General features: G+C 39.9%; 9 protein-coding genes. All 9 read right to left on the bottom strand.

The features are described 5' to 3' along the window. Positions 1 to 232: 232 nt before the first annotated feature. Positions 233 to 1,444: an MFS transporter gene (locus tag A3EO_RS0105240; protein WP_018346293.1), complete on the bottom strand. Its 1,212-nt coding sequence runs from the start codon at positions 1,442 to 1,444 to the stop codon at positions 233 to 235. Between the two features lie 173 nt (positions 1,445 to 1,617). Next, positions 1,618 to 2,679: a YedE family putative selenium transporter gene (yedE, locus tag A3EO_RS0105235; protein WP_018346292.1), complete on the bottom strand. Its 1,062-nt coding sequence runs from the start codon at positions 2,677 to 2,679 to the stop codon at positions 1,618 to 1,620. A gap of 241 nt (positions 2,680 to 2,920) precedes the next feature. After that, positions 2,921 to 5,212, bottom strand: a complete 2,292-nt coding sequence (locus A3EO_RS0105230) for a Tex family protein (RefSeq protein WP_018346291.1) — start codon at positions 5,210 to 5,212, stop codon at positions 2,921 to 2,923. A 142-nt stretch (positions 5,213 to 5,354) separates the two neighbouring features. Next, positions 5,355 to 6,287 carry a site-specific integrase gene (locus A3EO_RS0105225; RefSeq protein ID WP_018346290.1) on the bottom strand — a complete coding sequence of 311 codons (933 nt, stop codon included), beginning with the start codon at positions 6,285 to 6,287 and terminating at the stop codon, positions 5,355 to 5,357. A 117-nt stretch (positions 6,288 to 6,404) separates the two neighbouring features. Next, positions 6,405 to 6,914 carry a restriction endonuclease subunit S gene (locus A3EO_RS0105220; RefSeq protein WP_018346289.1) on the bottom strand — a complete coding sequence of 170 codons (510 nt, stop codon included), beginning with the start codon at positions 6,912 to 6,914 and terminating at the stop codon, positions 6,405 to 6,407. Positions 6,915 to 7,372: 458 nt separating this feature from the next. Continuing rightward, the gene (locus tag A3EO_RS0105210; protein ID WP_018346288.1) at positions 7,373 to 8,251 is read right to left on the bottom strand and encodes a GIY-YIG nuclease family protein; all 879 of its coding nucleotides are present in this window, start codon (positions 8,249 to 8,251) and stop codon (positions 7,373 to 7,375) included. 15 nt (positions 8,252 to 8,266) lie between these two features. Next, entirely contained in the window at positions 8,267 to 8,701 is a 435-nt protein-coding gene (locus tag A3EO_RS0105205) for a type II toxin-antitoxin system VapC family toxin (protein ID WP_013745768.1), read from the bottom strand. Beyond that, entirely contained in the window at positions 8,698 to 9,807 is a 1,110-nt protein-coding gene (locus A3EO_RS0105200; RefSeq protein ID WP_018346287.1) for an AAA family ATPase, read from the bottom strand. The genes A3EO_RS0105205 and A3EO_RS0105200 overlap by 4 nt, the downstream gene beginning before the upstream one ends. 56 nt (positions 9,808 to 9,863) lie before the next feature. After that, positions 9,864 to 13,112, bottom strand: coding sequence for a type I restriction endonuclease subunit R (locus A3EO_RS0105195; protein WP_018346286.1), 3,249 nt, complete (start codon positions 13,110 to 13,112; stop codon positions 9,864 to 9,866). Between the last annotated feature and the right edge of the window lie 4 nt (positions 13,113 to 13,116).

The following is a 13,116-nucleotide window of genomic DNA, read 5'->3' as shown; positions in this document are numbered from 1 at the left end:
AATCCAACGCCTTAATGTGCGTTTAGACACGGTAAATGTACGACAGGTTAAAGAAAGACTTTCCTCGTGTTGAAAGTAGAAATCTACCACTTGTTGTTTAAATGTTTGGTTATATTTAGTCATAAAAAATCTGCACCTTTGTATGTTGTTGGATAATAAGTCCAACTTTTGGGGTGCAGATCATTTGGAGGTGTAGCTTTTTTATATATTAATGCAATTTGTTATTTATCTTTTACTCCAACACCTTCCCCTTCAATTCCGGAATCAGGAATAGCGTGGCGAGCATATCGATAAAATAGATTAATGCTAAGAAAGCGATAGCGAATTTAAATGAGTAGGCGGCAACCAAGGCACCGACTACCACCGGACCGAAGCCGCCGACGGCACGACCTAAATTGAACAGCACATTTTGTGCGGTTGCACGTGCTTTGGTTGGATAAGCTTCAGACATCAAGGCACCATACCCACCCATCATTCCATTAACAAACATTCCCAAAAATGCACCAACAATCAACATTAATTCCGGTGTGGTGAGCTGAGAATAAAGCACGACACTGATAATTGCTCCAAGCTGAAATAATAGAAAACTTGGTTTGCGTCCGATACGATCCGCTAATTGTCCGAATAACCAAATGCCGAACATCATTCCGATAATAGTAGCAGCTGTCCATAAACCGGATTTTGTTAAACTGAAACCTAGCTGTTTGGAAAGGTAATTTGGCAACCAGATCATAATGCCGTAATAGCCGAAATTCTGAACGGAAGTCAGTACAACCACGCCTAAACTTACCTTAGTGGTTGCTTTGTCTTTAATTAATTGCTTGAACGATGTCAATAAAGAAGTTTGTGTTTGAGAGTTTTGTTTTTGTACAAAAATTTCCGGTTCGTGCAGGTGTGAACGTAAATACCACGCCACAAAAGCAGGGATGATACCGACTAAAAACATTCCGCGCCAACCGATATGCGGCAGCAATGCCGGTGTTAATAAAGCAGCTGCCAATACGCCGATTTGCCAACCTAATGCAACATAGGCGGAAGCTCTGGCACGATGACGAGCAGGCCACGCTTCTGCGGCTAAAGTCATTCCAATACCGAATTCTCCACCTAGACCGATACCGGCGATGGTGCGATAAATCAATAAATCCCAATAACCTTGAGCAAAAGCACATAAACCGGTAAATACGGCAAATAAAACAATTGTCCAAGTTAAAACCCGAATACGTCCGAAGCGATCGCTCAATGCGCCGAAAATAATACCGCCGGCAACGGCACCGATAAGTGTCCAAGTAACCAATGAACCTGCCTGTGCGGGAGTGAGAAGAAGATCGGAAGAAATCGCGGTGAGCATAAAGCCCAAAATGAGAAGATCGAAGCCGTCCATTGCATAACCGACAGCCGAACCGAGTAAGGCTTTCCAGCCATAGGCATCAACTTTTTGTTTCATAAATTTTCCTTTGTTGCTCACGGGCAACCTAATTAAAACTAGAGATAGCTTTCTGCCTCGCCGGGCAAAAATTGGCTAATTTTAGGCTTATTTGAGGTGTGATTCAATGGTTAGTGCTAAATAATATAGCGAAAAATAGAGTACGATGTTTTTAGAAACATCGTACTTTTTAATTAGGCTTTAATGCGGTTACTTAAACCGACATAAATGCAGAAGATAAATCCGATGATCACCACAAACGGTGTAAATTGGCTGACACCGGCACCGGAAGCCGCAAGGGAGAAATTGTGAGCAGCTGCCGCACCGAGTAACATTCCGAGAATGAATAGCGCAGAATCATTATCACCTTCGCCGATATGTACTAACTGTTTACCCGGACAACCGCCGCCTAAGGAGAAACAGAGTCCACATAATGCCATTGCAAGGAAATTCCAAATAACATCATTATGCGCTATCGGTTGTTTATCAAAACCGAGATGGAATTGCCCTAAAATTACATTGGTAATAACTGTGAAGAGAATAAGTGACAAAACGCCGTTTAATAAATGACTGTCGCGGAACAGAATAAAATTACGGAATGCACCGACAGAACAGAAACGGGATTTTTGCATTACGATGCCGATAATGACACCGCCACCAAGTGATAACCAAAGATTGGCGTGTTGGGCGGCTGGACCTTTTTCAGAGAAGAAAATAGGCAGATTTTCGCCAAATTTAAATTCAGTGATTAAGAAAATAAACAAGGCGACAACAAATAGGATTGGAATAATAGCGGAAGATTTGCTTTGTTCGCTAACTTTGCCTAAAGAGAATCCTCGATTAGCAAAGAAAATCCCACCAACAATACCGGCGATGAGTCCGGCAATGCCGGCAACAGCGGTTAAATCGCCGCCGCCTAAACGTAAAAATGCTCGCCATGGACAGCCGAGGAAAATCAATGCACCAAGCATTGCGAAAAAACCGAGCAAGATTCGAGTGATTGGTGCGGAACTGGCTCGAGGTTTGAACTCTTTGGCAAAAAATGCACTGATTAGCGCACCGAAAACCAAGCCGATAAGTTCCGGACGGATATATTGCAGAGGAGCAGCGCGATGAAGCCCTAACGCACCGGATGTATCTCGTAAGAAACAAGCCGCGCAGAACCCCATATTGCCGGGATTGCCTTCATAGGTTAGAAGTGGAGCAATGATACCAAGTGCAGCACCTGCAACCACAGGCCAAGTGAAAATTTTCATAATTAGACCCTTGTGATATCAGAAAAATGGATGTTATTTTGGGGAGGACAAAACAGGTGTCGAGATCAAAATAACTAAAATTAAATTTTAATTGTCTTAACTAAGGTTAAAGACGCAAGAATTATAAGGGAATTAGATAATGGGTAAAGCATGGGAATTAAAAAATTTGAAGTGCGTCAAAGAAAATTTAACTAGGAGAAACATAACCTTATCCTTTCGGACAAGGTTATGCTCCAGATGATTATTTTTTCCAATTTTTCAAGGCATCAGCAAAGGCGTTGCCCATTGTGGAAGATGACTGACGACGAGAACTTGTCGTTTGAGTTTTGCTGCTTTTTCGTGATTCACTATGCGGGCGGTTTGTTTGTTCATCCAAGCGCATTGTTAATGCAATACGTCTACGATCAACTTCAACTTCTAACACTTTCACTTTAACAATGTCGCCGGTTTTAACCACATCGTGCGGATCTTCAACGAATTTATCGCTTAAAGAGGAAATATGCACTAAACCGTCTTGATGGACACCAATATCTACGAACGCCCCAAAGTTGGTAACATTGGTAACAGTTCCTTCCAAAATCATTCCCGGTTTAAGATCGCTGATCTGTTCTACCCCTTCCAAGAAAGTCGCAGTTTTGAACTCGCCACGCGGATCACGTCCCGGTTTTTCCAGCTCTTTTAGAATGTCGGTGACAGTTGGTAAACCGAAACGATCATCAGTGAATTGTGCGGCATTTAATTGATGTAATTCTGATGTGTTACCCATTAACTCAGCAAGAGATTGATGAGTTGCTTGCAGAATTTTCTCGACAACAGGGTAAGCTTCAGGGTGGACGCTAGAGGCATCAAGCGGATTATTCCCATCGATAATGCGCATAAATCCAGCACATTGCTCAAAGGCTTTCGGCCCTAGACGAGGCACTTTCTTTAACTGTTCACGGTCGGCAAAACGTCCGTTTTCATCACGATAAGCCACAATATTTTGCGCCAAAGTTTTGCTCATTCCGGCAACTCGGGCAAGCAATGGCGCAGAAGCTGTATTGAGATCTACCCCCACCGCATTCACGCAATCTTCGACCACGGCATCCAATTTGCGAGCTAATTGTGCTTGATTGACATCGTGTTGATATTGACCGACTCCGATCGCTTTTGGCTCAATTTTTACTAATTCTGCCAACGGATCTTGTAATCGACGCGCAATGGAAACGGCGCCACGCAAAGAGACATCCAACTGTGGAAATTCTTGTGCGGCAAATTCCGAAGCGGAATAGACGGAAGCACCGGCTTCACTGACCACCACTTTTTGTGCTTGCCAATCCGGTTTTGCTTTTAATAATGTTTCAACAAAACGTTCTGTTTCTCGAGAAGCAGTTCCATTACCGATAGCAATCAATTCAACATTATATTTTTTACCAAGCTGATAAAGCGTTGCGGCGGCTTGTGCTTCTTGTCCTGTGTGCGGATAAATTGCAGTGGTATCGAGCAATTTACCGGTGTTGTCTACGACAGCTACTTTCACGCCGGTACGTAAGCCGGGATCTAACCCCATTGTGGTTTTTGCCCCTGCCGGTGCTGCCATTAACAAAGCAGATAAGTTTTTCGCAAAAACATTAATTGCCTCTTCTTCCGCACGTTCACGCAAGGCAGCCATTAATTCGGTTTCTAAATGCAGTGCAACTTTAATTTTCCACGTCCAAGCAATAACTTGCTGTCGCCAACTGTCAGCCGGCTGACCATTAAACTGAACATTTAAATGCTCACGAATCAGATCTTCGCAATAACTGTGATTACTCTCTTCCTGCATCGGATCGGCATTTAAGGATAAAGTAAGAACGCCCTCGTTACGCCCGCGTAGCATTGCCAGCGCACGGTGAGATGGCACGTTTTTCAACAATTCGTGATGATCAAAATAGTCTTGGAATTTTTCGCCTTCTTGCTCTTTTCCGGCGATGACTTTCGAGACTAATTCGGCATTATTATTGAGATAATGTCGAATTTTCGCCAATAACTGTGCGTCTTCAGCGAAACGCTCCATCAAAATATATCTCGCGCCGTCCAACGCTGATTTCACATCAGTAATGCCTTTAGTGTCATCAATGTATTTTTCCGCCTCGTTTTCAGGATGATATTGCGGTTCATTCCATAATAATTCTGCCAAGGGTTCAAGCCCTGCTTCAATTGCAATTTGCCCACGAGTGCGGCGTTTAGGTTTATAAGGAAGATAAAGATCTTCTAATTCAGTTTTACTTTGCGTCTGTTCGATAGCTTGGCGTAAGTCATCAGTTAATTTTCCCTGTTCTTCAATAGATTTAAGAATAGTTTGACGACGGTCGTCCAGCTCACGTAAATAAGTTAAACGGCTTTCAAAATGGCGTAATTGGGTGTCATCTAAGCCACCGGTTACCTCTTTACGATAACGCGCAATAAAAGGAATGGTGTTGCCCTCATCCAATAAATTGATGGCGGCAAGAATTTGTCTGCTTTGAACATTCAGCTCATCTGCAATAATTTGGCTAATAGTTTGGTTTAACATCACTTTTTCATTCTTTAGTAAAAAATCACCGCCCAATTATAGGCGGTGAGGGTTGGAAATGGGAAGAGGATAAGCATATTTATGTTTCAATTCACAGAAGAATAATGTATTGTTCTATGAGTTATTTTGATTAACTTTGCATTTATCCTATATTCAAACTCGACAGCGATCGCATCACCAAATCCACATCTTTATTTTCCAGCTCGTGAATAATGTGCAGATAGGTTTTTTGTGTGGTAGTGATGCTGGCGTGTCCTAGCCGTCTTGCCACACTGGCGATAGAAACGCCGGCAAAAAGCAGTAGTGAAGCGTGGGTGTGGCGTAATCCGTGTACCGTAATAATCGGAATCGCTGCTTTTTTACAATAACGTGCAATGAGATCATTAATTGTAGAGTTATAAACTTTTTCATAGTTAGGCAGAAAAATCGGAATATTTTCCGGACAATGGCGAATTAATTGTGCAAATTGAATGATGGTTTGCCAATCCAACTGAACCTTACGAATAGAAGAGCGATTTTTAGTGGGTAAAAATCCACCTTCATTTTTATAATCCCAAGTTTTATTTATTGTCAGTGTTTGCCGTGCAAAATCAAAATCTTTTGGCGTAACCGCAAGAGCCTCAGAAAAACGTAATCCAGTTTTAGCAATTAACAAAATAAGCCAATCAAAACTGAGTTTTTCATTTAAATTAAGCTGATGGATCAGGGTTTGTAGTTCGTATTGGCTCAAATATTTAGGCTTTTTCTCACGTGGAATTTTGCCTTTAATAATTGCTTTACGCGTAGGATCACGAATAACTAATCCTTCATCAACCGCATCTAAAATTGCTCCTTTAATTTGATGATGAAAATCCATCACAGTTTGCCGCTCGTGGCTACTTGCATAGTCATTTAATAGCTGTTGATAGCTAATTCGGTTGAGATCACATAGCCTTAATTTAGGTGCGAGGCGAATAAGCCAAGTATGCGTCATTTTATATTTAGCCAGCGTAACAGGGCGAATTGCCCCCTCTTTATAAATGCGAATCCAACGTTTGAAATAACGATGAAAAAGCTCTTGATTAGTTAATCGCATGATGTCCTCCGTTTTATTGGGTTGAAAATTACACAATACAACGTGAGAACTATTCAGCGATTTTATCTATTTTGCAAGATTTTCACTTTGTTTTTATTATACTTTTTCTAATGGCTATCACTTATGAAGAGTAATAAGGCGATCCAGCTGTTTAAATAGATTGCCGATTTTTTGTTGTTCGGGGAGAGTAGGGATAGAAAGTTTAATTTTTAACATTACTTTTGCATTAAGTTTTGCTCGACCTCCGCCAACTAAATAAGGTGAGATATCCATTGATTTGATTCGGGATGTTAAAAATAGATTATTTAAGAGGTTTTTCTTTCCGCTTAAGACATGTGCATGATTGTTAACCCAGATTTTTCCTTTAACATACTCACAAGGGTAGTTTTTTGTATCATTTGCCCCATCTTCAGCTAAAAGTACAAATTCACCTTGATGTGTAAAACCATCCACATAATCTTGTATTCCATTTGCTCCATAATATGGAATTGTTCCCGTAATTCTTTCATTTGCTGCTACAGGTACTCTTTGATTGTCAAAAATATCGGCTATTTTTCCCAACTCCCACTTTTCCCAAGCGTCCGTGAATTCGGGGTAACGTAGTTTTGGTATGTTATGATTTTTCATCAGCTTATCTCTTTATTAAATTGCTTATACTCAAATGCAGTGATAGTTTGAGTAAATAGGAAAAATTGTATAATTTTAACTGCTTTATTAGGAAAAATGCGATTATTTTTAATAAAAAAGCAATTTTCCTACTAATCTACATCACTAAGCATCTAGCCCATAGGCTAACGCTTAGATACAGCAAAAAAGCAATGATTTTAGAGATCGCACCTACGTTGGAGAACTAAAGTACTAGATTGTAATAACTGCCATTGACGGCAGTTATTAAGAAATACTTAATAACTGAATTTTCTGATAATTCTCCTTCTTTCAATATGTTAGCAATATGTTTGTTGATATTGTTTACTGAGGTGGCAAAAAGTTCCGCCAACTGATTTTGATTCAGCTACACCGTGCCATCTTGGGTATAAAGTGAGACTTTAGTTTTGCCGTCCTCGGTGTTGTAGATGATAATTGGATTATTCATTTGGGGTTTCCGTTTCACTTGCATAAATTTCTTTTAAGGTTTTGCCTTCTGCGGTTTTAAATTCAGTCCAACCATTGGCATTACCTAAAATCAGTAATGACGCAGCGGTGCTTGGGCTATTAAAGCGAAAATCTTTGCTAAAAAAGCACCGCTCTTTGTCTAAGGTGAGTATGCCTTTTTCAATTAGTTCATCGCATTGTGCAATGCTTCTCAGACGATAATTGGGGGCATTTGACTTCTCAATATAAGGGAAATTTGAGCCTTTCAATACGATCATTCCATCTTGAGTATAAATTGCCTGAGCTTGTATACCATTTCGTGGGCAGTAGAAAATCATTTCTTTTTTGGTTTCTGATTGTGCTTTGCGTAATGGATCAAAAATTGGGTAGCCCAAAGTCGAAAGCAATAAATCTGCAATTTCAAACATCGTTTCACAAGCCGCTTTTAATGGTGGCGGGGTGTGCGTTTTCTGCCCTTTATTACCATTAGAAAGGTTAAAACGCTGGCAGGATTTGGCTTTTTCAATAGCAAGCCATTCCAAATACAGAGCGTGAGTTTGAGTGAGATTCTGCGTGAGGGAAATCAGCACCAACGCACGCGACCAATCTTTTTTATCTTCGATATGGTGCCGTTCAATGCGTTTCCCTACCTCACCTGATTGCCCGATATAGACTTCATCATTATCCGCACCACCGATGAGAAAATACACTGCCACTTGGGCGGATTCCTCCATTTTTAAAAATGTAGCTAAATCACGGCGTGGCACTTCGATCACACGCATAATAGACGTGCTTTCTTCAATAATCCGAATCCCCTGCGGCTCACCGGTCGGCAGGAAGATTTGTAGGGTTTTGGGGTGTTTTGGGGGCATTTTGTTTTCCTTTATTTATTCTGCTGATAATTGTTGATAAAGTTTTTCCCAGCTTTGAAAATCTTCATCATTGGATTGCCATTCAAGTTGATAAACTTTGGCAGTGGCAAAATGCATAACATCAAAATTGTGTTTATCTATTTTCTTTGGCGTTTGTCCACTTTCTTCTTTTTCTTTTCTTTCTAAACGAAAAAGAGCGGTGGCTGTATCAGAAATTTTTTGATCAATATTAATGGTTTCTAATTGTTTCAATACATCAGAATGCTTTTTAAAGGATTCATCATCATTCCAAGTTATGCCCCGCAAAACTTCATAACGAATTAATGGTGTGATAAAAACATTAGTATTTTCATTTGTTAGCAATTCGATGAGTTGCTTGCGTTCATTGCTTTCTGAATCTTTTATGGCAATCATTAAAATATTGCTATCTAACAAAATATTTCTTTTCATTCTGCTCCTCCTAACAAACTTAATAATGCACTTTTGGCTTCTTTTTGTGCTTCTGGGGAGGTGCTATCTATTTTTAATTGGTTTAAATTGACATCAAAAGCATCATTAAGTAAGTCGATTAATGCCATTCTGCTTGGATTTGGAATGAGATGAGTAACTACGCCATCATCATTCTTCACTAGCTGATAGGCATTGCCGTTGTGTAGTTGTGCAAGCACTAAAGAGGAATGGGTCGAAATAATAAAATAGGTATTTGGAAAGGCTTGTTGTAATAATGGCAAAATTTTACTTTGCCATTGAATGTGTAAATGGCTCTCTATTTCATCAATAAGGACATATCCTTGCACATTTTCAATATCATTTGTATTGGTAAAGAAGCCATAACCAGCAACGATAGATTGCACAATTTTTATGAGTGAGGCAAAGCCACTGCTTAATTCATTTAAGCGACGAGGCTGTCCATCAAGCATAATGGAAACAGTTTTTCCGCCAATAATTTTGAAATCTTGCTTATTGGCGCTGATACGCGGATCAATTTTGTTCAGAATGCGTAAAACAGTGAGTAATTCCACTTCTCGATTATCGGCTTCCGCTTGGTAGTCGTTGGCAGATTGTGCGCGCTGAATAAACCATTCTTCAATATTATTATTCATATTAAGCGTGGAAAAACTGTTGCTCATTGCATCTAAAATATGCTTGAAATAGGCGGTCTGCCGTTCTTGATATTCGCCTAAAGGAAGGATGCCGTAATTTTCTTGATGTTTAATTTCTCCCCGATTTTGTGCTGCAAGATAAATTACTGGGGAATGATGTTTTTCAACTTGATCTGCAAGCATATAACGAACTTCTGTCCCATAATTTGAAATATTGAAAATATTATTATGGTCAATGTTACATTGCTGAAAAACAAAAGCATCGTTACTTATATAACGTTCTTGAATGGCATCATTTGTGAGTAACAGCAATGTATAAAGGCTTTCAAGTGCTTTGGTTTTTCCAACACCATTTGAGCCAATGAGAACATTCATTTTTTTATTAGAGAGTTCAAGTGTTAGGTGGTTAATTCCTTTTACACCACTAAATTCTATTTTTTGATCGATAAGCATTGTTGCCTCCTTAATTTATTTTTCTATATTTTATAGGTAATACCTTTTCAAGCATTTTAATCCTGCACCAACCCATCAGCCAACTGCTCAAACGCTTTGCGTAATGCGGTGCGATATTTGATGTTGGGTAACTGTTGTATGTTTGCATCGGTAGCAAGTGCGGTGTAATTTTTGCTGCCTTCTGTGATGATATTGGTGAGTTTTTTATCATCGTCCAAATCTTTTTCGCCATAGCGATGGTTCGCAATAAGATTGCGGATTTGAGCATTATTGATGATGTCGGTAATGCCCCATTTATTGCGAAAATCTAATAATTTGCGATCGATTGTGATATTACTTGCAGCATTAATGGTATTTGAAAGTTCCGATGGAGAAATCTTTTTCCAGGCTTGACCATTGAGAGGATAATCTCCCTCCATAATGGCTTGTGTAGCACGGCGAATTTGTTCTGCATAGGAAGTATCTTCCATACCGTTGGCAAATTGTTGGATTTTTTCTTCCGTTTTTTCTGCTGCTTCGGTTTCGCCTGCTTGTACTTGGACAATAAGCTGATTCACTAATTCGGTGAGATAATCATAATCAACTTTGATGTCCTTAATGTGTGTCATTCGCAGCTCAATTTGGGCGATTGGAATATCCTTTTCCTTGGCTAAATAGTGTTTTAACTCTCCTGCAAGCACGGTGGTGAGCATTTCATATTGGCTTGGTGTCATTCCAAGCGCTTCAATCAATGCATCTGGATTATCGTAGTCAAATCCGGCAAGACGACCGTCAATTTGCTCAGCAGGATATTGTTTTAATTTAGTAATACCAGCATTAAAATCGCGTAGCTGTCCTAGCATTTCTTCTTTCGCTTTTTCGCTGGCGGGAAGTTGCATAAATGGTTCGCCGTCTGGGTTTTGCGTACATTCAGCAAGTGTTTGAACAACCTTTTTGACCTCTTCTAACTGTTGATTGAAAGGTTTAACTAGCCAAGGCGGAGTTGGATCATCATCGCCATAGACAGGTGTGGGTTCTTCCATTTTATTGGCAGAATCTTTGTTTGCATATGTGGCGAGAGCCTCATTCATTAGGCGTTCATTTTGTACAGGCCAGCGGTAGTTCACCACCTGCCCCCAAGGTTTTTCTTGCAGGTCTGCGATTCGGTTGGTGCGTGAATAGGCTTGCACTAGCCCAGCGCCTTTTAGGATACGATCGACATAGAGTGTATTAAGCCCAGGGGCATCAAAACCCGTGAGCAGTTGATCGACAACGATGACCAGGTCAAGATAATTTCGGTCATAAACGGTTTTATTTAAGCGTGAGCTGAGATCATCAAAATATTCTGGAATTGTATTTAAACCCCAGTTTGTGCCAAAGATTGCGTTATAGTCATTGATCGCATCGTGTAAGGCTTGATTTGTTTGTGCCATTCCATCGCTGTTTTCTGTATTAAGGCTATAAGTTAAGGCAACTTTTAAGATAAACTCACCTTTTTCCGACCGCTCTTTGTTTACACGTTGGAATTCTCGATAGTATCTTGAAGCAAGTGGTGTGCTAGCGCCAGTGCCGCTAACGTGGGTGGTGAACATTGCGTTATATTTGAAATCATTGGAACGGTTACGCCAATTTTTAAAAATATCTGCAACCACAAGGCGGATATGTTCATCACTTTCATCATAAAAATTGCGGGTGAGTGTGCGTTCCACTTTTTCGCCTTTGGTGATCGTGCTTTTGTTATCATTGTCTAAGAATTTAGCTTCATCAAATTCTTCTTTACGCATCGCTTCAAGCTCAGCATCAATTTCTTCTTCTGACCAATCAGGGTATTTTTGTTTAAGTAGTTCACGAATATCTACGGTACTTTTGAAATCCACTTTAAAGCCCAGCACATTGCGATCTGCAATGGCTTCTTTAATCGTATAAGCGTGTAATAATTCACCAAAAATTTCTTTTGTGGTTTTCCCGTCAAACATTGGGGTGCCAGTATATCCTACCCAAACGCTATGCTTGAATTTATCTTTAATGAGTTGGAACTGCTCCCCTGCGGTGGAGCGGTGAGCTTCATCAACAATAAAAACGATATTTTTATCGGGAGCAGTAAAATCACGGCTTTTTGCCAGTTTGCCAAGCTTTTGTACACTGGTAACAATAATGTCGTTTGCATTGCTTTTGAGTTTTTTACGTAAATCTCGGGTGTTATTGGTATCAAGAATTGAGCTGACATCATCATTGTTATCAGGATCATAAGCACGATAGTTTTCAAGGGTTTGTTTAGTTAATGCGATACGATCAACGACAAAAACTACCTTGTTTACTTTTGGTAAACGGCTTGCCAGCCAAGCGGTTTTGAAACTGGTGATGGTTTTTCCTGAGCCTGTGGTATGCCAAATATAACCAATTTTTTTATCACCCATTTCAAAATCAGCTTGTTTGATCCCTTCAATGACCGCCTGCGTGGCATAAACTTGATAAGGACGCATTACTTTCAGCATTGTTTTATTCGGCGTGCCGTCTAAAATCATATAGTTGGTTGCCATTTGGTGTGCCATTGGGATAGATAGCATTGAGTCTGCAAAGTCTTTCCAAGAACGCACAATACTGTTATCACTACGTTGTTGCCAAGCAAAAGAAAAATCCTTATTAAAATAATCTGCCGTGGTGTTTGCCATATATCTTGCATTATGCGGCGTCATTCCAACCAAGATTTGTATCGTAGAGAAAATCCCTTGGTATTGTTGCTCTTTGATATATTGCTCCATTTGATTGAGGGCTTCATCAACGGAATGTGCATCTGCTTTTAGCTCTAATTGAATAATAGGCAATCCATTGATCAGCAAAGTCACGTCAAAACGGCGATTTTGTTTACCGGGGATAACAACAGGGCGTTCAATTTGATTGACAATTTGATAAACCGTGTTGCCAGCTCCAACTTGTTTTTGATCAAAAACAGTTAAAAAAACGTGACGACCATCGTCTAAATCAATCTCGATTTGTGAAACACCATTGGTTCCATAAAGAAATTTACCTGCCTCAAACGGTGTGCGAGTTTGCTCTGCCAGTTTAGTTTTTACCTGATTAAATTCATTTTCACTTAAAGGCGATTTTAATGATTGTCTATTTAAGCGTTCTAAAATACCTTTAAAATTATCCCAAAGTTGTTCTGTTGTTTTAATGTCAGGAAGGTATTCCCAAATTCTTGTTTTTCTAGGGAAATCTAAATAATGGCTTAAGCCTTGCAAATGATCAGCTGTGGTAATGTTTCCTGTGGAAAGATATTCAATAAGGGATTGTTCAAACTCGGATTCGTATTGATAGTTAGACATAATC

The organism is Gallibacterium anatis DSM 16844 = F 149 (assembly GCF_000379785.1).
GTDB lineage: Bacteria > Pseudomonadota > Gammaproteobacteria > Enterobacterales > Pasteurellaceae > Gallibacterium > Gallibacterium anatis.
Note: the sequence above shows the minus strand (reverse complement) of the source record. Positions and strands in the feature narration are given on the sequence as shown.

What these genes read in the sequence shown, in the direction of transcription:
- A3EO_RS0105240 (WP_018346293.1), bottom strand. Translation starts at nt 1,444, where the DNA reads ATGAAACAAAAAGTTGATGCCTATGGCTGGAAAGCCTTACTCGGTTCG.
- yedE (WP_018346292.1), bottom strand. Translation starts at nt 2,679, where the DNA reads ATGAAAATTTTCACTTGGCCTGTGGTTGCAGGTGCTGCACTTGGTATC.
- A3EO_RS0105230 (WP_018346291.1), bottom strand. Translation starts at nt 5,212, where the DNA reads ATGTTAAACCAAACTATTAGCCAAATTATTGCAGATGAGCTGAATGTT.
- A3EO_RS0105225 (WP_018346290.1), bottom strand. Translation starts at nt 6,287, where the DNA reads ATGCGATTAACTAATCAAGAGCTTTTTCATCGTTATTTCAAACGTTGG.
- A3EO_RS0105220 (WP_018346289.1), bottom strand. Translation starts at nt 6,914, where the DNA reads ATGAAAAATCATAACATACCAAAACTACGTTACCCCGAATTCACGGAC.
- A3EO_RS0105210 (WP_018346288.1), bottom strand. Translation starts at nt 8,251, where the DNA reads ATGCCCCCAAAACACCCCAAAACCCTACAAATCTTCCTGCCGACCGGT.
- A3EO_RS0105205 (WP_013745768.1), bottom strand. Translation starts at nt 8,701, where the DNA reads ATGAAAAGAAATATTTTGTTAGATAGCAATATTTTAATGATTGCCATA.
- A3EO_RS0105200 (WP_018346287.1), bottom strand. Translation starts at nt 9,807, where the DNA reads ATGCTTATCGATCAAAAAATAGAATTTAGTGGTGTAAAAGGAATTAAC.
- A3EO_RS0105195 (WP_018346286.1), bottom strand. Translation starts at nt 13,112, where the DNA reads ATGTCTAACTATCAATACGAATCCGAGTTTGAACAATCCCTTATTGAA.